This is a genomic window from Citrifermentans bremense (assembly GCF_014218275.1).
GTDB classification, from domain to species: Bacteria; Desulfobacterota; Desulfuromonadia; order Geobacterales; family Geobacteraceae; genus Geomonas; species Geomonas pelophila.
In genome coordinates, this window is record NZ_AP023213.1 from 2,396,335 (window position 1) to 2,416,304 (window position 19,970).

The window sequence follows — 19,970 nt, forward strand, 5'->3', positions numbered from 1 at the left end:
GCAAACAGGAAGCAATAACGTATACGGTTTGACAGCGCTATCAAGGTCTGGTTGAGCTCACGAAAGACACGTTTACCGCCAAGATCTTTCCGACACCGACAGTAAGATTTCCAAGAAAACACCCTTCTCTTTCTTTTAAAATAATGCTAATGTCTCGCCCTGCAACTCAGCCGGCATGCTTGTCGGAACAGGTTTTTCCGTTGCAGTCCCATCTCATCCATCGGTGCACGGAGCTTCACCCAATGGCCGCCTCAGAAAAACAAGCAGTGCATTTCACTGCAAAGTGCACGGTACTGCTGGCGTTCTTCGTCGCGCTCTTTTTCCCTGCTGGCTACTTTGTCATCAGTTACCAGTATGTTGCAGGGAGCCTTGAGACAGAAGCCGAGATCAATGCCAGAATCGTCGGCGGTTTGAGCGACCAGAGCCCCGGATCGCTGCACGCCCAGGCCCACCGCCTGGAGGGGATGCTCCCGCAGCACCCGAATTCGCGACACCCCGACTTCAGCAGGATATTAGATGCCAAGGGCCGGGTCCTCGCCACCCGGGGCGACGCCCTTCCCGAACCGGTGATCACCCGTGCGCACGAAATCGTCTACGCCGGGAAGACCACCGGCAGCATCGAGATCAGCCGCTCGCTCAGGCCCATCTTGACCAAGACTGCACTGGTCGCCATTTTCGGCCTCAGCGTCGGCCTTGTCGTCTTTATCCTCCTACCCTTCCGTGCCATCAACCGCGCCAACCGTCAGTTGCAGGACTCCTACAATTTCCTTACCAAGGTCATGGAGAGTAGCGCCAACGCGATGATCGTCCTCGATCCTGAGGGGAAGATCGGAATGGTCAACGGCCGTTGCACCGAGATGAGCGGCTACCGCCGCGAAGACCTCTACGGCTCGGAGATCGACCGGCTGCTCTGCCCGCAATCGTTCGATACGGTTCTTGAACAACTGCGCCAGGTGTCAAGCGGCGAAGCGGAGATCGTCAAGTTCGAGACCGACCTGCTCAGAAAGGATGGCAGCACCATCGCAATCGCCTGCGGCGCAACACCGGTGTACCAGGAAGGGCGTATCGCCAGCACGGTGCTCTCGGTCGAGAACATAACCGAGCGCAGGCACTCAATCGAGCAGCTGAAGGCAGCCAAGGAGTACACGGAAAACCTGATCCAGGCTGCCTGCGTAATGATCCTGGGGCTCGACCAGAAAGGGAAAGTGACCCTGCTAAACCGCACGGCCGAAGAGGTAACCGGGTACGACGCCGCCGAGCTGCTCGGAAAGAACTGGTTCGAGACGGTGATGGGGGCGGAGGCGTTCTACAAGATGTGCACCATACCCGGGATGGTAGGCGAAAGCGTGAACCGTTGCGCCTTCGAAAACCAGATCGTCACCAAGGCGGGCGTGGTTCGGACCATCTCCTGGCGCAACAGCGCCATCATGGAAAAGGGCGAACGGCTCGGCACGCTCTGCTTCGGGATCGACATCACAGAACACCGCAAGATCGAAGCGCAGCTAAGGCATTCCCAGAAGATGGAATCGATCGGACAGCTGGCCGGCGGCGTCGCCCATGACTTCAACAACATGCTGAGCGTGATCCTGGGATACGCCCAGCTCTGCCAGATCGAGGCCGAGGAAAACAGCCCGCTTTGGCTCTACCTCCAGGAGATCGTCAAGGCGGGCGAACGCTCGCGGGACATGGTGAGGAAGCTGCTCGCCTTCTCCCGCAAGGAGATCATCTCTCCCCGAGCCGTGGAGCTGAACGTACACTGCGTCGAGACGGAAAAGACCTTGAGCAGGCTGATCGGCGAAGAGATCAAGCTCAACTTCATCCCTGCCGAGACCTTGTGGACGGTCAAGATCGACCCGTCGCAGGTGGACCAGATTCTGATGAACCTCGCGGTGAACGCCCGCGACGCCATGCCCGATGGAGGGCGGCTTACTATCAGCACCGAGAACGCGACGGTGGACGAGGCTTTTTGCGATTACCGCCTGGACGCGCGCCCCGGCGAGTATGCCTGCCTTACCGTTGCGGACACCGGGTTCGGCATGGACAAGGAGCTCACCAAGCGGATCTTCGAGCCATTCTTCACCACGAAGGACGTCGGCAAGGGGACCGGCCTGGGGCTCGCCACGGTGTATGGCATCGTCACCCAGAACGGCGGGTTCATCGACGTCGACAGCGAACCTGGAGAAGGAACCTCGTTCCGGATCTACCTGCCGCGCATGAAGGACGAGCCTGAGGGGGAAGAAAAACCGAGCGCCGACCAGCCGAAAGGGTCTGGCTCGATCCTGGTCGTAGAGGACGACCCCATGCTCCGGACCATGGCGACCCAGATGCTGGAAAAGATCGGGTATCGCGTCCTCCAGGCAGAAACCCCTCAGGCGGCCCTTTCCTTCTGCGCGGATCAAGCCACGCCCATCGACCTGGTGCTGACCGACGTGATCATGCCCGAAATGAACGGTTTGGAGATGGCGCGCGGCATCGCTGCGCTGCGCCCCGACGCCAAGGTGCTCTTTATGACCGGGTACTCTTCAGACGCCATTGCAAGCCGCGGCGACGTCCCCCCCGGACTGCATTACGTCGAAAAACCCTTCAACATGGAGGGGCTGCACGCGAAGATACTGGAGATCCTTAAGGCACCTGCGGCCTGACTCGCCGCAGCCAGACACAAAACGGGACACGCTAGCTTACAAAAGCAGCCTGTCCCGTTTTTTTTGCCCAAAAGGGGTCGGTCTGCTAGACTAGGACGGTGTTTAAACAGCAAGGCAGGCGAGGAGATCCATATGAAAAAGCCGCTGTTAGTTCTTTTACTTGCACTCATGGTTCCGCTGATCTTCAGCCCCGGTGCCACACTCTGGGCCGAGAGCTACCAGCAGGAATACTACCAGGTGGGCGCAGACCTCTTGATGCCGGACGAACTCGATGAACTGCTCGCGCCCATCGCTCTCTACCCCGACCCGCTGATCGCACAGATCCTCCCCGCGTCGACCTACGTGGACCAGATCGGCGATGCGGCTCGCTTCGTCAGGCGCTACGGCACAGGCCGGGTCGATTACCAGGGGTGGGACATCAGCGTCAGGGCCATCGCCCATTACCCGCAGGTCCTCTACATGTTGGACCAGAACCCGGATTGGACCGCGTCGCTGGGGCAGGCCTTCGTCGAACAGCCTCAGGACGTGATGGACGCAATCCAGAGGCTGCGCGACGACGCCAGGGCTGCTGGCAACCTCTACACTACCCCGCAGCAGCAGGTGATCGTCGATGGGGGGATCATCAGTATCGTCCCGGCGCGCCCGCAGTACGTCTACCTGCCGGTGTACGACCCTTACGTGGTCTACTACGAGCCCTACTCCCCCTCCTACCCCTTCATCACCTTCAGCACAGGGTTCGTCATCGGGGCGTGGCTCAACCGCGACTGCGACTGGCGCCGGCACCGGGTTTACTATCACGGGTGGCGCGGCACCGGGTGGGTAAACCGGGCACGTCCTCACATCCACGATCGACGCGGGATCTACATCAACACGCGCGCCTCCAACATCAGGGTCAACACCAGAGTGACCCAGCGTGATACCCGCGTCTACCGCACGGAGTTGCGCAATGAGGGGCTGCGTTGGCGCGGCAAGTCCGGCGGCCACAGCACCCCGACCCGTGTGCAGACGCGCCGCGGAGGCGCGACACCAGGCGCCCGCAGCGAGACGCCGCGACAGGGGCAGCCCCCCCAGCCGAGGCCGGGCCGGGTCGAGACGCCGCGCCAGGGGCAGACACATGAGCCGAGGCCGGCTCGGGTCGAACAGCAGCGCCCCGGCAAGACGGAGAGCACGCCGTCAGGCAGGACCGAGCCCCGCCCAGGGAGGACGGAGGTGAAGCCGTCGGGTGAGAGCCAGCAGCGCCCTTCGAGGGTGGAACAGCGTAAGGGCCCCGCCGTGCAGCAGGCACCGGCAGCAACCGCCCCGCAACCGGCGACCAGCGGGGAGAAAGAGCGCAGCCGTCAACTAAGGCAAATAAACCGGCCGCCAGCCACCCCGACCACCGTGGTCCCACGCGCGACGGTCCCACGCGGGACGATCCCCGCGCCGAGCACCTCCACCCCGCCCGCCAGGGTGCTGGAAACACCACCGACGCGGCCTGTCATTCCGCACCCGGCCGCAAGACATGAGGTTCCGCACTCGACCCCGAGGCCGTCGGCGGTACCGGCGCCGGCGCCACCGGTTGCGCCCAGGGAGGTGGAACCCCAGCGCCCCTCCCGCCCGGAAAGGGAGCCGGTAGAAGGGGCAGGAAGAGGCGTCGGACGCGGCGGAGAGGGAAGAGCGGAACCCAGAGGGGGGAGCGGAGAGAGGAAAGATAGACTGAAGGAAAACTGAAAGAAAGAGGGGGCAAGTCGTCGACTTGCCCCCTCTTTTTACGTCAGGCCCTTTTGAGTAGATCCAGTGCCGCGGTCGCCAGTCCGGCGACCCCGGCCCTTATGGTCGGCTCCGGGAGTGGCGCGAAAAACGGAGAGTGGTGCGATGGAAGCGGCACTCCGCTCCTTTGGCTTTCCTCGAAGCTCGCTGGATCCGCGGCGCCCAGCCAGAACATGCAGATAGGGATCTCCCCTTCCAGGCTCCAGGAGCCGAAATCCTCGCTCACCATCTTCGGCTCGCTGCGGCAGACGTTGCCGGCGCCCAGTGCCAGGCGCAGCGACGCAGCCACGCGCTCGGCGAGCTCCGGGTCGTTGTACGTCGCCGGATGCGACGCCTTTACCGTCACGACCGGAGCCAGCTCTCCGGGGACCCCGGCGACCAGCGCCACGCCGACCGCCATACGGCGCACGGACTCGACCATGCGGTCGCGCACGCGGTCGTCGTAGGTCCTGATGCTGAGTTGAAGGACCACCTGGTCAGGTATCACGTTGCTTGCCGCACCGCCGTGAATGGAGCCGACACTCAGCACCGCCGGTTCGCCCGGGCTCTTCTCCCGGCTGACGATCGTCTGCAGGGCGAGCACCAATTGGGCGGCCATAACCACCGGGTCCTTGCCGTATTCGGGGGCCGAGCCATGGGCGCCGACGCCGCGGACCAAGATCTCCAGTTCGCAGAAGCTCGCCATGAAGTTCCCAGGGGCGTAGCCGGCGCTGCCGGCCTTAAGCTGCAGCGTGCTGTGCAGCGCGAGGGCAAAGTCGGGCTTTGGGCAAAGGTCATAGGCGCCGTCATCCAGCATGGCGTCCGAACCGCCCCCCCCCTCCTCTCCCGGCTGGCCTACGAGGACCAGGCAACCATGCCAGTTCTGCTTCAGCCGCGCCATCATGCGCGCGACGCCCAACAAGACGGTGACATGGATGTCATGTCCGCAGGCATGCATCACCGGAACCTCGCTACGGTCACGGTAGATCCCCTTTACCTTGCTGGCATAGGGAAGCCCGGTCTTTTCCTCAACCGGGAGCGCGTCCATATCGGCCCTAAGCAGCACGGTCGGTCCGCTGCCGTTTTCAAGCACCGCCACGATGCCGTAGCCGGGCCAGTCGTAGTTCCGGTACCTCCCGATACCCTCGGTAACCGCGTACCCCAAGGCGCGCAGCTCTGCGGCGACAAGAGCGGCGGTCTTCGCCTCCTGGCCCGAGAGCTCCGGCTGGGCATGCAGCTGCCTGTAGATGGCGACCAGGGAGGAGAGTTCAGCGCCCACCATCTCGGTGAGACTGCCGCTGGTTACTGGGTCGTTCATAGGTAATGGCACCTGTTGTATCGGAGGATTGTGCTTGCGTGGCAGTAGCGGAGATTATCGTCCCTGCAACGCCGCTGAACGTCGCAAGGGTACTATGGATGAAAAATCTAATCAACATCGATGTGCAGGGTGCGGCATGTTCCATAAACACCGGTGCGCCTGCGAGCTGCTGTCATCAGTGCAGGGATGACAGTTAATATGGCAACAGTGACTGATGCGCAACCTGCTGCATGCTAGCCCTTTACCCAGATGACAGCCGCTTAAAAGCACTGTGCCGTCCCCACGTAAAACCGGTCCAAAATTGAGACAGCGGGTTGCAAATTGAGACATATTGGTTAAAGTCTTCAGCGTGTTCACATGAGGGAGATGTCATGGTCATACACGTCGTCAGACATGCGGAAGCAATAGAGAGAAGCCCGCTGGTCCCTGAGGAACACCGATTCCTCACCCGGCGCGGCAGAAGGCGCTTCAGGAAAGCAGCCAAAAGCCTCAAGACGCTGGGGATCCAGCCGGACATCATCTTAACCAGCCCGCTGGTTCGCTCGGTGCAGACCGCAGACATCCTTGCGGAGAGCCTGCGCTACAAGCGGGAGCTTGCCGTATCGGGGCCTCTGGCGCCCGGCTTTCGGCCGGAAGCGCTGGAAGACTTGCTGAGGACGAATCCGCAGGCGCGCGAGATCGTCCTGGTCGGGCATGAGCCGGACATGGGCCTGCTGGTACAGGCCCTTTTGGGGGTGCAGGAGGCTTGCGCGCTCCCGAAGGGGGGTGCGGTCTCATTCAAGCGCGGGTTCGACGGAGGCGAGGCAACTTTTCTGCAGATGGTCACCGGTTCGGGGAAAATCATCACCTCGCGCACGAAGGCGCTGGACCGCTTGCAAAACGACGGCAGCTGACCGGCCTGATACAAACCGCAAAGGGATCAACTTACAAGGAGCGTGCAAGATGGTGCAGTCAACGGAGGACCTGAAACGGCTCAGGGGAGTTGGCATCGTCCTGGGAAAACGTCTTTTCGACGCAGGGTTCGACAGCATCGCCAAGATCGCCGAGGCCGGCGAGGAGGGGCTTAAGAAGGTAAGGGGCGTAAGCCCTCGCGCTGTCAGCTCCATCGTCGAGCAATCCAGACAGCTCGCCGGGATGACGCAGCACCCAGGTAAAGGACCCGAGGAGGTCATGCAGAGGCGGGTCGCCGAGGTGCGTGGCATGGTGGAGACCCTGGCCGAGAAGACACGTGACCGCTTCGGCGAGGAGATGAGCAAGGGATGCGGCAGAAAGATCAGTTCCGACCTGAACCGGATAGAGATGGCGCTGCTGCAGATGCACGACTTCGGCAAGAAAAGGTCCAAGCGCGTAGACAAGGCGCTGGTAAAAGCGGAAAAAAGAGTCACAGGACTAGAGGACGCAACTCTCAAGAAGGTTCGCAAAGGCTTTAAGAGAGCGAAGAAGACGGTGCTGAAAGCACTGCGCTGATCCTGTGTCACCAACTCTTCCCGGCATTGCCAGGAAAGCTCCCTCTTGATACAATCCCTGCCATCCTGTCATCAAGCACGCCGAAGCGCCGGGCGCCACCGCCGGGGGCTTTGCGACAAGGAATGCGCGAGGAGAACCTCTTGAAGCAGACAAGGCTTGCCGCCATCGACATCGGCACCAACTCCATCCGCAGCATCATCATCGAGACCTCCGGAAACGGCAAATACAAGATCCTCGACGACGAGAAGGTGCTGGTGCGCCTAGGCGAAGGGCTGCACCAAAGCGGCGCCATCTCGCCGGCTGCCTGCAGGCGCGCCCTGGAGGCGCTTTCGCGGCAAAAGAAGATCATCGACGGCTACGGGGTCGCCTCCATCGATGCGGTTGCTACGAGCGCCATGCGCAAGGCGAGCAACGGCCCCGCCCTGGCGCAGGCGATCAAGGAGACAACCGGCGTCGAGGTGGATGTCATAAGCGGCGAGGAGGAGGCGGAGCTCGCGGCCCTGAGCGCCGCGCACAACTTCGAGCTGGAGGGAGTCCGGCACCTTATCTTCGACATCGGCGGCGGGAGCATGGAGCTGATAGCCGCGCTCGGCGCCCATACCGAGGAGATGCTCTCCCTGGAGCTGGGAGCGGTCTTTCTCACCGAGAGCTTCCTGAAGGGAGACCCGGTCTCCCCCTCCGAACTGGAAAAGCTGCGCAAGCACATCCGCAAGACGCTGAAACGCGCCTACACCGGGGAGCGCAGCGGCATGCAGTGCCTGGTCGGTTCCGGCGGCACCGTCACCTCGATCGCCGCCATGGTTGCCGCCACACGGAAGGAGAAATACGACTCGGTGCACGGCTACGAACTGCTCCGCTCCGAGGTGGTGCACCTTCTGGCGATGCTGGCGAGAAAGAGCGACAAGGAGCGGCGCACCGTCCCTGGGCTCAACCCGGACCGCTCGGACATCATCGTGGCCGGGGTGACCGTCGTCGACGAACTGATGGACTTCTTCCAGGTGAACCTGCTCAAGGTGAACGAGCGCGGCATCAGGGAGGGGCTGATCCTCAGGGGGCTGCGTCGGCAGAACCTGCTCCCCCAGGAGAAAAGGAGCCGCTCCTGGCGCAATTCCGCGCTGGAATTCGGCCATTCCTGCCACTTCGACCAGGCGCATGCCGAGCACGTGGCGAAACTGGCCCACCAGGTGGCGAAGTCGCTGGCGCCCAAATTCAAGCTGGCGGAACGGGATCTCCGGTTGCTGGAGGCCGCGGCGCTTCTGCACGACGTCGGCTATTTCATCAACTATTCGAGCCACCACAAGCATTCCTACCACCTGATCCGGCACGCCGACCTCTTCGGCTTCACCCCCCGTGAGCGCGAGCTGATCGCCAACGTGGCGCGCTATCACCGTAAGTCGGTCCCGAAGAAAAAGCACGACCAGTTCGTACGGCTGCCGGCTGCCGACCAGTTGCTGGTTTCACGTCTGGGAGGGATCCTCAGGCTCTGCGACGGCCTGGACCGGCGCAGAAACGGCGTGGTGCGCGAGCTTTCCTGCCGGCTCCTGCCGGACGGTACCCTGCGTGTGACCCTCTACGGCGCAGAGGACATGTCGGTTGAACTCTACGGCGCGAAGGCGAAGGGAGATCTGCTGCAGGAGGCTTTCCAGCTGAAGCTGGCGCTGGAGGCAGGTTGAACGAAAAAAGGACCCGGCAGGCACCGGGTCCTTTTTTTTAATCGCTGGAAGCTGAAGCCTATGCCAACCCGGCGAAAGCGTCCTGCTCCTCGCTGGTGAACATCCGGTCCAGCTGCAGCATGAGCAGCAACTGCTCGCCGTGCTTGATGACCCCGCAGATGAAATCCTGGTCGATCCCGCCGGCGGCGATGCTGGGTGGAGGCTGGATCTCGGCGTTGGAGATGCGGATCACTTCCGACACGCCGTCGACGATGAACCCCATCAGCTTGCCGTCTATGTCCATCACCATGATCCTTGTGTGCTGATCGTCGTCGGTGCTCGACATCCCGAACCGGTTCCTAAGCGAGATGATGGGTATCACCTTGCCGCGCAGGTTGATGATCCCTTCCACGCTGGGGGGGGTGTTGGGGATATGGGTTATCGGCGTCATCCTGATGATCTCGCGCACCTTGAGCACCTCGACTGCATACTCTTCGGCGCCGAGGTTGAAGCTGACCAGCTGGATGAGTTCATGCTTCGATTCACCGGTTTTTGCAGGCACTATGGCTGTCGACATTTGGTTCCTCCGGGAGATGTCTTGTCTTCGTCGTGTGAGGGCCGGCTCTTATCTGCTAATGCCGCCTATTTGTCGGTTATCGGCAGCCAGGGCGAAATCTAAAGCAGAAAAAAGAGACGGTCACGGACGCACCGGCGTCAGACGCCAGATCTCCCGGTTGTACTCGGCGATGGTCCGGTCGGTGGAGAACTTGCCGCTGCGCGCGCTGTTGACGATGCTCATCCGTGTCCACGCCTCGCGGTCCAAATAGGCTTTGGCCGCGCGCTTTTGCGCCTCGACGTAGCTGCGGAAGTCGGCTGCGACCATCCAGGGGTCGCCCGGGCTTTTGATCGCCTGGATGATGGGGTCGAAGAGTCCGGCCTCGAACATGTTGAAGTGGCCGCTGGTCAATAGCTGCATCACCCGGTCCAGGTCAGGGTCGGCGGCGATGATGCCGGCCGGGTTGTAGCTGCGGCGCTGGTGCTCCACCTCTTCTGCGGTCAGGCCGAAGACGAAGAAGTTCTCGTCCCCCACCTCCTCCCGGATCTCGATGTTGGCGCCGTCCAGAGTCCCGATGGTGATGGCGCCGTTCATCATGAACTTCATGTTCCCGGTTCCCGAGGCTTCCTTGCCGGCGGTGGAGATCTGTTCGGAGAGGTCGGTCCCCGGGCAGATAACTTCCATGGCGGTGACCCGGTAGTTGGGGAAGAAGGCGACCTTGAGCCTGTCCCCGACCAGGGGATCCTCGTTCACGACTTTTGCTACGTTGCCTATCAGCTTGATGATCAGCTTGGCCATGTAATAGCCTGGGGCGGCCTTGCCTCCGATGAGCACGCAGAGGTTGGTCCAACCTTCGGTGTCGCCGCGCTTGATCCGGTCGTAGAGATGGATCACGTGCAGGACGTTCAAAAGCTGGCGCTTGTACTCGTGGATCCTCTTCACCTGTACGTCGAAGAGGCTCTCGGGGTTGAAGGCGACCCCGCACTGGTCGAGGACCACCGCGGCCAGGCGCTCCTTGTTGGCCTGCTTCACCGCGTGCCACTCTCTGCGGAAATCGGGATCGTCGGCCAAGGGCGCTATCTCCGAGATCCTCCCCAGGTCCGCGATGAACCCCTCCCCTATCCTGCCGGCGATGAGCGAGGCGAGCCCCGGGTTACACTTGGCGAGCCAGCGGCGCGGGGTGACGCCGTTGGTCTTGTTGTTGAATTTCTCGGGCCAAAGCTCGTAGAAGTCCTTGAAAAGCCCCTGGACCAGCAACTGCGAATGGAGGGCGGCGACGCCGTTGACCGAGAAGCTTCCCACAATGGCAAGGTAGGCCATGCGCACCTGCGGCACCGGCCCTTCCTCGATGATGGACATGTTGCGCAGCCGCTCGTTGTCGCCCGGCCAGCGGCTGGAGACCTCGGCCAGAAAGCGCGCGTTTATCTCCAGGATGATCTCAAGCAGGCGCGGCAAAAGCTGTCTGAATAACGGCACCGGCCACTTCTCCAGCGCCTCGGGGAGCAGCGTGTGGTTGGTGTAGGCCATGGTGCGGGTGGTGATCGACCACGCCTCGTCCCAACCCATCCCCTTCTCGTCCATGAGCAGCCGCATCAGTTCCGGGACGGCGCAGCTTGGGTGGGTGTCGTTCAACTGGAACACGTTTCTTTCGGCGAAGTGGCCGAACACCTCTCCCTGCCTGTTTTCCCAGCGGGCAAGGACGTCCTGCAGGCTTGCGGAGGCCAGGAAGTACTGCTGTTTGAGCCTCAACTCCTTGCCGTTTTCGCTGGCGTCGTTCGGGTAGAGCACCATGGTGATGTTCTCCGCCTCGTTTTTCATGGCCACCGACTCGGTGTAGCTGCCGGCGTTGAACTCCTGCAGGTCGAAGACGTCGGTCGCGGCGGACTTCCAGAGCCTCAGCGTGTTGACGGTGCCGTTTTTATAGCCGGGGATGGGGAGGTCGTACGGGACGGCCTGGATGTCGCGGGTGTCCAGCCAGCGGTAGGTGAGGCTCCCGTCGTCGTTGCGGCTGCACTCGGTCCGCCCGCCGAAGCGGATGCGCTGGGTGTATTCCGGCCGCTCCATTTCCCAGGGGTTGCCGTCTCGCAGCCAGTGGTCCGGCTCCTCCACCTGCCTGCCGTTTTCGATGCGCTGGCGGAACATGCCGTATTCGTAACGGATGCCGTACCCCATTACGGGAAGCTGCAAGGTGGCGCAGCTGTCCAGGAAACAGGCGGCGAGCCGCCCCAGGCCGCCGTTGCCGAGTCCCGCATCGATTTCCTCGCCCGCCACCTGCTCCAGATGGATTCCAAGCCTTTCCATGGCCCGGTGGGCCGCGTCGTCGAGCCCCAGGTTCAGCATGGCGTTTCCCAGCGCGCGCCCCATCAGGAACTCCAGCGAGAGGTAATAGCCGGTCTTCGTGTCTGCGTCGATGTAGGCGTAACGGGTGTTGTTCCAGCGCTCGATCAGGCGCTCTCTGACCGTGAAGGCAAGGGCCTGGTAGTGGTAGCGGACGTTGCGGCAATTCCTGTCCCGCCCTAAATGATGGAAGTAGTGGTGGGTGAAATCGGTCACCAGGCTCTCCGCATCCATGGGGAGAGGAGGCAGGTCTTCGAGTCCGGGGGCGCAGAGGATGTCAGCTTCGGTTTTCGCCATCGGTCATGCTCCTTGAGCTTAAATTTGTGATTCGGGTCCGGCTGCGGCAACCGGGGAAGTTTACCTGCTTTTCGGTTGCCGGCCACGAAAACTGAAAGCTCAACTTTCGCCAGTCGTACCCCTTGCCGGCTCGAAGAGCCTCGCAGCCGCCCGCATCTGCTCCGGCGTCCCGAGGACCAGCGCGATGTCGTTCTCGTGGAACTCCCAGACCGGGTCCGGGTTCGGAGTGATCTCGGCGCCACGCTTGACGGCTACCAAGGTGGCGCCGGAACGGGTGCGCAAAAGCCCCTCTCTCAGGGCACCCCCCTCGACCGGCGACCCTTTCTGCACCCGGAAGCTCCCCACCTCTGCCCCCGACAGGAACCCGGTGATGCCCACCGCGTGGCTGTGACGCTTGCTCGCCGTGCGCAGCATCTCGTATCCCCCCTTCCGCACGTCGGCAACGCACTCCTCGACCACGTCCTGCGGGATCAGGAAGCGCTTCAGCACCCTGGATAGTATCTCCACCGAGGTCTCGAATTCCTCCGGGATCACCTCGTTTGCTCCCAGCATGAAGAGAGGCTCCATCTCCAGCAGGTATCTGGTGCGCACGATGACATGGATGGACGGGTTCATCTTCCTGGCGAGCGAGACCAGGCGCCTGCTGGCTGCGGCGTCTGATATGGCGACCACGACTATGCGCGCCTGCTCGATCCCTGCGTGGGTGAGGATCTCGGGTTTAGAGGCGTCGCCGAAGAGGATCTGTTCCCCCATCCTGCTCTGGTTGCGGACCGTGTAAGGGTTGGTGTCGATGGCGAGGTGCTGTATATCCAGGTTCTTGAGGACGCGGGCCAGGTTTCTGCCGTTCACGCCGAAGCCGACGATGATGACGTGATCGCTCATGGTCGCCTTGGCGCCGTTTTGCGCCAGTGCGCTTCTCCCCCTGGTCCATTCGTGCGGCAGCAGCCCGGTCAGGTAGTCGGCGACGGGGCCGGCCACCTTCATACAGAGGGGGGTGAGCGCCATGGTGGCGATGGAGGCCGCCAGGAAAAGCTGATAGGTCTCGGGGGTTAAAAGCCCGTGCGAGAGGCCGCTTCTGGAGAGGACGAAGGAGAATTCGCCGATCTGGGCCAGGGAGAGCGCCGCGAGGATTGCGATGCGCATGGGAAGCCCGAGGGCGAAGACGACCGCCGAGGTAAGGACCGCCTTGATCAAGATGATGAAGATCACCATCCCGATGATCAAAAACGGGAACTTCAGCAGGATGGCGGGTTTGAGGAGCATGCCGACCGAGATGAAAAAGAGGCTCATGAAGGCTTCGCGAAAGGGCATGATGTCGCTCAGCGCCTGATGGCTGTACTCAGATTCGGAGATGGCGAGCCCCGCGATGAAGGCGCCGAGCGCGAGCGACAGCCCCGCCTGCGAGGTGAGCCATGCGGTACCCATGCCGATGAAGATGATGCTGAGCACGAACAACTCCCGGCTCCTGGTCTTCACCACCTGCTCGAAGATCCACGGGATCACGAACCTGGCCCCGAAGTGCGCCCCGACCACGACGGCGACGGCCTTGAGCGTGACAATCACCACGTCGAGCAAGCCGCTCCCCCCGCCGGCTAAAAACGGGGTAAAGAGCATGAGCGGCACGATGCAAAGGTCCTGGAAGATGAGGATGCCAAAGGCGGTCTTACCCTGAGGGGTATCGGTCTCCCCCGCGTCCATCAGAAGCTTCATCAGGATGGCCGTGGAGGAAAGCGCGACCAGAAAGCCGAAGAAGATCCCCTGGGGCGCAGGAAATCCGTCTAGGTTGCTGATGCCCGCCACCACAGCTATGGTGAGGAAAAGCTGCAAGCCACCACCCAGCAGTACCAGGTGGCGGATGCGCATCAGCTCCTTCAGGGAGAACTCGATGCCGATAGTAAAAAGAAGCAGCACCACGCCGATCTCCGCCATCTGCTCGACCTGATGTGCGTTTTTGATGAAACCCAGGGCATGGGGGCCGGCGAGCACGCCGGTGACGAGAAAGCCTATGATGGAGGGGAGCTTAAACCGGCGCAACAGCACCACGGTCAAAAGCGCCAACCCGAAAAGAACCACGATATCCCTTAATGCTACGAATTCCATGCCACCTCGCTTTAAAAAGATTACTTACTTTGCGAAACACGACAGTGCCCTGCCTGCATCCGCGTCAACCTTGATCTCCATCTTAATCTTTATCTTTACTCCGCCTTGCCCTTCCCCTACTCCATCTTCCCGAAGGCGCCGCGCCGCTCAAGCCATTTGCAGAATTCCAGTACCGGGAAAATGGTCCCGGCGGCGAGGGCGATGAGGAGCCATTCCCGCCCCGTCAGGGCGAAGGTGCCGAAGGGGTGCTGCAGGGGGGGGAGGTAAACCACAAGCAGCAAAAGCAGCAACTCCCAGACGACGGCCCGGTTCAACCAGCGGTTCGCGAAGGGGCTGCGCAGCACCGAATGCCGGTCGGAACGGAAGTTATACGCCTTGAAAAACTGGATCAGTACCAGCGAGACGAAGGTGAGCGTCATCGCCTCGCGGTCGCCGCAACCGGATGCCCGCGCCCAGGAAAAAAGGGCGAGGTTCACCAGCGTCGACCAGGCCCCCCCGACGAGGATCAGGGTCAGCACCGGGCGGGTGAAGATCCCCCGGGACGAGTCGCGCGGCGGGCGCAGCATCAGGTCCTTCTCGGCCGGGTCTACGGCTAGCGCGAGCGCCGGGAGGCCGTCGGTGGCGAGGTTCACGTATAGTATCTGCACCGCGCTCAGAGGGAGGGGGAGCCCAAGGAGCATGGCACCGGCCATGAGGCCGATCTCCCCCGCGTTCGAGGAGAGGAGGTACATCAGGTATTTCTTGATGTTGTCGTAGATCCCCCTTCCCTCTTCCACCGCGGCCACGATGGAGGCGAAGTTGTCGTCGGTGAGGATCATCGCCGCGGCCTCCTTGCTGACCGCCGTCCCCGTGATCCCCATGGCGATGCCGATGTCCGCCTTTTTCAGCGCCGGGGCGTCGTTGACGCCGTCACCGGTCATGGCGACGACGTGCCCCTTTTTCTGCAGCGCGGTGACCACCCGCAGCTTGTGGGCCGGGGCCACCCGGGCGTAGACCTGGATCGACTCCACTATCTGCTCTAACTGCGCCTCGTCCATCGCCTCGAGCTCTGCACCGCTGACCGCCCGCCCTTCGGTGAGAAGGCCGAGTTCACGGGCCACGGCCGAGGCGGTGACCGGGTGGTCCCCGGTGATCATGACGGGCCTAATCCCGGCCCGGCCGCAGGTGCGGATAGCCTCGGCAGCCTCGGGTCTTGGCGGGTCGATCATCCCCACGAGCCCCAGGAAGGTCATCCCGTGCTCAGCTCCGTCTTTGTCCGTATCCTTCTTGCGGGCAACGGCCAGTACCCGGAGCGCGGACTCGGCCATGGCCCGGGAGACCGCGCCTATCCGCTCCCTGGCCTCTTTTCCCAGCGGGCGCTCACCATCGGCGCAGAGCTCGAAGTCGCAGGAGGCGAGGATCACCTCCGGCGCCCCCTTGGCAAAAGCGACAACCGCCTCGCCGTCGCGGTGCAGCGTGGTCATCCGCTTGCTCTCGGAGGTGAAGGGTATCTCGTCCACCCGCGGGTAGCGCTCCTCCAGGACCGCCTTCTCCAGTCCCGCCTTGGCGGCGGCGACGACCAGCGCCCCTTCGGTGGCGTCCCCCTGGACCGCGAAGCGCCCCCCTTCTTCCTGCTCTATACGCGCGTCGCAGGCAAGCGCCGCCCCACGCAAAAGGAGTTTCAGCGCCGGTGTAGGCTCGACGGCCGCCCCGTTTCGGCTCACCTCCCCCTGCGGCTGGTAACCGGCCCCGGAAAAGTCGAAAGACTCCCCCCCTGCGAAGCAGCTCCGGACGGTCATCTCGTCGCGGGTCAGGGTCCCGGTCTTGTCCGAGCAGATGACCGTGGTGCTCCCAAGCGTTTCGACCGCGGCCAGACGCCGCATCAGCGCATGGCGCTTCACCATGCGCTGCACGCCCAAGGCGAGCGAGATGGTGACCACGGCAGGAAGCGCCTCGGGAACGACGGCGACCCCCAGGGCGATGCCGAAAACCAGCATCTGCACGAATGGCTCGCCGCGCAGAAATCCGGCGGCAACGATAGCAGCAACCCCCACCAGGGCGGCCTTGGCCAGATGTCTTCCCACCCGGTCCAGATTCTCCTGCAAGGGGGTCCGGCCCGATTCGATGCCCGCTATCATCCCGGCGATTTTGCCGAACTCGGTCTCCATGCCGGTCGCAACCACAACCCCGCTGCCGCGGCCGTAGCTTGCCGCGGTCCCGGCATAGGCCATGTTGCTCCGCTCGCTAAGAGAAAGCGCTGGGTCGCCGAGGGCACCCGGGTTCTTCTCCACAGCTACCGATTCCCCGGTGAGAGCTGACTCCTCAAGTTTCAGGTTGTGGATCTCGACGAGCCTTAGATCGGCGGGGACCCGGTCGCCTGCGTGCAGAAGCACCAGGTCTCCGGGGACCAGGTCGCGCGCCGGCACCCGCTGTTCCTTGCCGTCCCGCAGTACGGCCGCTTCCGGGGCCGCCATCTCGCGCAGCGCCTCGATGGCCTTCTCGGCGCGGTACTCCTGGAGAAAGCCGAGGAGCGCCGCGAAAAGGACGATCACCGCGATGGCCACAGCCTCGACCGCGTGCCCGAGAAAGGCGGAGAGCCCGGCGGAGACCAGCAGGATCAGGATCAGCACGTTCTTGAACTGCTCTAGGAACACGGACCAGGGGGAGATGCGGCGCGCGGAGGTCAGCTCGTTCGGGCCATGCCGCTCAAGCCGGGTGTGCGCCTCCGCGCTGGACAGCCCCCCGGGCCTTGAGGCTAAAGCGGCCAGGACAGCCTCGACTTCCACAAGGTGCCAGGGCTGCTGCTTGCTCCCTTCTGGCGCGCTCATGCCGCCCCCCTTCTCACCTGTTCCCTTCGCGGATCTCCTGTCCGGGGCTTACGAAGGAGATCCCCTGGCCGGAGGTGGCGCCGATCATGACGCATTCGATGACGGGGGCGTTGATGACGCGGTCGGTACGCCACCTGACGATGAAGTTGGCGCCAAAGCCGCCAGCCTCGTCCTTTTCCTCCAGGTGCACGTAGCGCGTTGCCAGCGGGCCCAGGGGAGCCGGCCTGTCGAGGTAGCGCCGGATCAGCTTCCCTTTGGTGTCGTAATAGTCGATGGAGGTGATGCTCAGGGAGGCTGCGGGATCGGTATTCCTGATCCCGAGCGTCGCGGCCAACTGGAAGGGAAGGTTGCGCGGACCGCTGAACACGTTCGAGTACACCGGTACGTAGACGCTCTGCCCCCGGGACAGCCGTACCTCGCCGGAAGCGAGCGCCGCGGCGGGGCACAAAAGGCAAAGGAACAGGACAAGCGGGAGCCAGTGACGAAGATTTCGACGGTGAAAAAGCATGACGATTCTCCAGAGCAAGATTGTGGAACCGGATCCAGCCAAAGGGAGCTTGCTGATTCATCTAAGAGGCCGCTTGTTTCTGCGTCCGGTCAAGCAGAAGTAGAGAAGCGAACGGAAAAAACAGATCAGGCGACGGACAGAGCAGTAAGATCGTCAAGGGCGACGACTATCAAGCCCGGTTGCATCGTTGACTTTGCTGTGAAGGGAAAAAGATAACACAAAAAGCGGAAGAATGAGGGAAAGAAAGAGAAAAAAGTTAACTTGATCAATGGGCTGAGCGCGCCGATAGCAGCACGGACACCCTTAAAGAGTAACGCCGCCTGAAGTAAACAGTTTTTCCGCAGCCTCAAGCTGTTCCGATTCCCCTATGAGCCCCACCCGGTCCCCCGGCATGAGAACGGTCGAAGAGTTTGGATTGGCAATAAGGTTGCGATCGCGCTGGAGTGCGACGACGGAGGCACCCGTTCTGGAGCGTACGGCCGCATCCTCCAAGGTACGGCCCGCCAGGGCATTCCCGGGGGAAAGGGTGATCCAGGTGATTTCGATGCTGTTGACCGCCCCGATGAGCTCGTTCAGCACCCGGTGGTCCGTCACCCCATCGCGTCCGGAGTCGTAGCGTTCCCGGCGCACCGCGTCGGCGTACCGGTAGACCTCCCGCATGGGGAACCCCAGCTGCAGCAAGGTGTGACGAACAATCTCCAGCCCTCCCTCCATCTGGGGGTGGACGATGTGCTGGGCGCCGAGGTCGGCCAGCCGCTGCACCCCGTGGTCGGTGGCCGCACGGACGATGATCGGCAGGGACGGGGCCAGGCTGCGGGTGGCCGAGACGATCATTTCAGCGGCGGCTTCCTCGGGGACCGTTACCACCATGGTACGTGCCCGGTTTAGGCCTGCATGCTCGAGGACCTCCGAGTTTGCGGCATCCCCGAAGAGGGTGGGAACCTTCAACCGTGCCAGTTCCTCGACACGGGCGGCGTCAGTTTCCACCACCAGATGCGGGATCCGCATCTGCCCAAGCACGGTCACGATGTAGCGGCCGACCTGGCCGAAACCGACGATGACCACGTGATCGGCTATGGATTCCTCGACAGCGGGTGGCGCCGTCCCGTGACGGTTCAGCGCACGCCACAGGGCGGGATGCCCCTGCAGCCAGCGCTCGGCGGGGAGGATCAGGCGGAACATGGCGGGGTTCAGCGTGATGGAGCACAAGGCGCCGGCGAGGATCAGGGAATACTGGTCGCGGTTTATGAAATTGAGGGACATCCCCGCCTGTCCCAGGATGAAGGAAAACTCCCCGATCTGACTCAGACCTGCCGAGACCACGAGGGCGGTACGGGCGGGCCAGGGGAAGATCAGCCCCATGAGCATGGTGATCGCGGGTTTCCCGATCATGATCAGGACCGCCAATACCAGGACGGAGCCGATGTTGTCCACCAGGTATCCCGGGTTCACCAGCATGCCGATGGAGACGAAGAACAAGACGGAAAAGGCCTCCCGAAACGGGAGCAGATCGGCGCCGACCTGGTGACTGAGCGGAGAGCGCCCGACGAGAATGCCGGCCATGAAGGCGCCGAGCGCGAGCGACACCCCGAAGAGTTGTGCGGCGCCGAGCGCGGTGCCCAGCGCCAGTGCCAGGGTCGCGAGGATGAAGAGCTCGCGGGACTTCGTGTGGGCGATGGTCAACAGCAGCCAGGGGATCAGCTTCTGCCCCACGAACATGAGCAGCAGCACGAACAGCCCCGCCTTTAAGAGCGTCGCCCCGAGGTTCAGCCAGTCAAATCCCGCTCCCGTGGCGGCCAACGAAGGCATGACGATGAGGATGAAGACCGTCGCCAGGTCTTCGAGGACCAGCCACCCAACCGCCGCCTGACCATGCGGGGTGTTCAGCAGGCCGTTGTCCATGAGCCCGCGCAAAAGGACGACTGTGCTGGCTATGGAAATCGAGAAGCCGAGCACGAGTCCGCTGGCCGTGGACCAGCCCCAAAGCCGCGCCAGCGCCACTCCCAGCAGGGTGGCCAGAAGCATCTGCCCCAGGGCGCCCGGAATGGCGACGTTGCGCACCCTCCAGAGGTCCCCCAGCGAGAAGTGCAGCCCCACGCCGAACATGAGGAAGATCACCCCCATCTCGGCCAGCTGGCTGATCGTATTGAGATCGCCGACAAAGCCGGGGGTGGAGGGGCCGATGGCTATTCCGGCCAGCATGTAGCCGATGATGGGAGGAAGGGCAAGCCGCCTGGCCGCAAGGCCACCGAAGAAAGCCGCCACCAGCGCCACCGCTATGTTGATCAAAAGCGTCATCTCGTGCATAACCGCCACCTCGAAAATGTTAATGATAACAGCTCGGACCTCAGAGGCAACGTGCACAGCCGTGCAGGGGGCGCGGCTTTGGAACCGCTCTCCGGCTGCAGTCCGCCAGGCAGCGCAGTCCAAGGAATTTCCCTTGACAACCTTGCCCCACACGAAAGATATTGAACCCTTGCGCGATTGGCCCGGTAGCAGGGCCGTCGGAAACGCCGGGGAGCCCTTGAGAACTTTGGGCGGAGCCGACGCGGCTGCGG

At 62.8% G+C, this 19,970-nt stretch carries 12 protein-coding genes; 5 read left to right on the forward strand and 7 right to left on the reverse strand.

Annotated features, from left to right (window positions below; translation table 11 throughout):
* Positions 1 to 242: 242 nt before the first annotated feature.
* Positions 243 to 2,642, forward strand: a complete 2,400-nt coding sequence (locus tag GEOBRER4_RS10550) for a PAS domain-containing hybrid sensor histidine kinase/response regulator (RefSeq protein ID WP_185242260.1) — start codon at positions 243 to 245, stop codon at positions 2,640 to 2,642.
* A gap of 132 nt (positions 2,643 to 2,774) precedes the next feature.
* On the forward strand, positions 2,775 to 4,352 hold the full coding sequence (locus tag GEOBRER4_RS10555) for a DUF3300 domain-containing protein (protein WP_185242261.1): 1,578 nt from the start codon (positions 2,775 to 2,777) through the stop codon (positions 4,350 to 4,352).
* Positions 4,353 to 4,395: 43 nt separating this feature from the next.
* Here the strand turns inward: GEOBRER4_RS10555 and GEOBRER4_RS10560 are convergent, their stop codons facing one another.
* A complete protein-coding gene (locus GEOBRER4_RS10560) occupies positions 4,396 to 5,688 on the reverse strand; it encodes an amidohydrolase (RefSeq protein WP_185242262.1) in 1,293 nt (430 codons plus the stop codon).
* A gap of 371 nt (positions 5,689 to 6,059) precedes the next feature.
* Between GEOBRER4_RS10560 and GEOBRER4_RS10565 the strand changes: the two genes are divergently transcribed.
* The 3 genes from GEOBRER4_RS10565 (at position 6,060) to GEOBRER4_RS10575 (ending at position 8,828) form a co-directional block, all read left to right on the forward strand.
* Positions 6,060 to 6,581 carry a SixA phosphatase family protein gene (locus GEOBRER4_RS10565; RefSeq protein ID WP_185242263.1) on the forward strand — a complete coding sequence of 174 codons (522 nt, stop codon included), beginning with the start codon at positions 6,060 to 6,062 and terminating at the stop codon, positions 6,579 to 6,581.
* 49 nt (positions 6,582 to 6,630) lie between these two features.
* The gene (locus GEOBRER4_RS10570) at positions 6,631 to 7,155 is read left to right on the forward strand and encodes a helix-hairpin-helix domain-containing protein (RefSeq protein ID WP_185242264.1); all 525 of its coding nucleotides are present in this window, start codon (positions 6,631 to 6,633) and stop codon (positions 7,153 to 7,155) included.
* Between the two features lie 140 nt (positions 7,156 to 7,295).
* Positions 7,296 to 8,828: a Ppx/GppA phosphatase family protein gene (locus GEOBRER4_RS10575; protein WP_185242265.1), complete on the forward strand. Its 1,533-nt coding sequence runs from the start codon at positions 7,296 to 7,298 to the stop codon at positions 8,826 to 8,828.
* Positions 8,829 to 8,886: 58 nt separating this feature from the next.
* Here the strand turns inward: GEOBRER4_RS10575 and GEOBRER4_RS10580 are convergent, their stop codons facing one another.
* The 6 genes from GEOBRER4_RS10580 to GEOBRER4_RS10605 form a co-directional block, all read right to left on the reverse strand.
* The gene (locus GEOBRER4_RS10580; RefSeq protein WP_185242266.1) at positions 8,887 to 9,384 is read right to left on the reverse strand and encodes a chemotaxis protein CheW; all 498 of its coding nucleotides are present in this window, start codon (positions 9,382 to 9,384) and stop codon (positions 8,887 to 8,889) included.
* A 120-nt stretch (positions 9,385 to 9,504) separates the two neighbouring features.
* A complete protein-coding gene (locus GEOBRER4_RS10585) occupies positions 9,505 to 11,997 on the reverse strand; it encodes a glycogen/starch/alpha-glucan phosphorylase (RefSeq protein ID WP_185242267.1) in 2,493 nt (830 codons plus the stop codon).
* A gap of 99 nt (positions 11,998 to 12,096) precedes the next feature.
* Positions 12,097 to 14,097, reverse strand: a complete 2,001-nt coding sequence (locus GEOBRER4_RS10590; RefSeq protein WP_185242268.1) for a cation:proton antiporter domain-containing protein — start codon at positions 14,095 to 14,097, stop codon at positions 12,097 to 12,099.
* A 116-nt stretch (positions 14,098 to 14,213) separates the two neighbouring features.
* On the reverse strand, positions 14,214 to 16,904 hold the full coding sequence (locus GEOBRER4_RS10595; protein WP_185242269.1) for a cation-translocating P-type ATPase: 2,691 nt from the start codon (positions 16,902 to 16,904) through the stop codon (positions 14,214 to 14,216).
* 13 nt (positions 16,905 to 16,917) lie between these two features.
* Positions 16,918 to 17,412, reverse strand: coding sequence for a DUF3124 domain-containing protein (locus GEOBRER4_RS10600; RefSeq protein ID WP_185242270.1), 495 nt, complete (start codon positions 17,410 to 17,412; stop codon positions 16,918 to 16,920).
* Positions 17,413 to 17,715: 303 nt separating this feature from the next.
* Positions 17,716 to 19,719: a cation:proton antiporter domain-containing protein gene (locus GEOBRER4_RS10605; protein WP_185242271.1), complete on the reverse strand. Its 2,004-nt coding sequence runs from the start codon at positions 19,717 to 19,719 to the stop codon at positions 17,716 to 17,718.
* Between the last annotated feature and the right edge of the window lie 251 nt (positions 19,720 to 19,970).

Coding starts and splice junctions, on each gene's coding strand:
- GEOBRER4_RS10550 (WP_185242260.1), top strand. CDS start 243: ATGGCCGCCTCAGAAAAACAAGCAGTGCATTTCACTGCAAAGTGCACG.
- GEOBRER4_RS10555 (WP_185242261.1), top strand. CDS start 2,775: ATGAAAAAGCCGCTGTTAGTTCTTTTACTTGCACTCATGGTTCCGCTG.
- GEOBRER4_RS10560 (WP_185242262.1), bottom strand. CDS start 5,688: ATGAACGACCCAGTAACCAGCGGCAGTCTCACCGAGATGGTGGGCGCT.
- GEOBRER4_RS10565 (WP_185242263.1), top strand. CDS start 6,060: ATGGTCATACACGTCGTCAGACATGCGGAAGCAATAGAGAGAAGCCCG.
- GEOBRER4_RS10570 (WP_185242264.1), top strand. CDS start 6,631: ATGGTGCAGTCAACGGAGGACCTGAAACGGCTCAGGGGAGTTGGCATC.
- GEOBRER4_RS10580 (WP_185242266.1), bottom strand. CDS start 9,384: ATGTCGACAGCCATAGTGCCTGCAAAAACCGGTGAATCGAAGCATGAA.
- GEOBRER4_RS10585 (WP_185242267.1), bottom strand. CDS start 11,997: ATGGCGAAAACCGAAGCTGACATCCTCTGCGCCCCCGGACTCGAAGAC.
- GEOBRER4_RS10590 (WP_185242268.1), bottom strand. CDS start 14,097: ATGGAATTCGTAGCATTAAGGGATATCGTGGTTCTTTTCGGGTTGGCG.
- GEOBRER4_RS10595 (WP_185242269.1), bottom strand. CDS start 16,904: ATGAGCGCGCCAGAAGGGAGCAAGCAGCAGCCCTGGCACCTTGTGGAA.
- GEOBRER4_RS10600 (WP_185242270.1), bottom strand. CDS start 17,412: ATGCTTTTTCACCGTCGAAATCTTCGTCACTGGCTCCCGCTTGTCCTG.
- GEOBRER4_RS10605 (WP_185242271.1), bottom strand. CDS start 19,719: ATGCACGAGATGACGCTTTTGATCAACATAGCGGTGGCGCTGGTGGCG.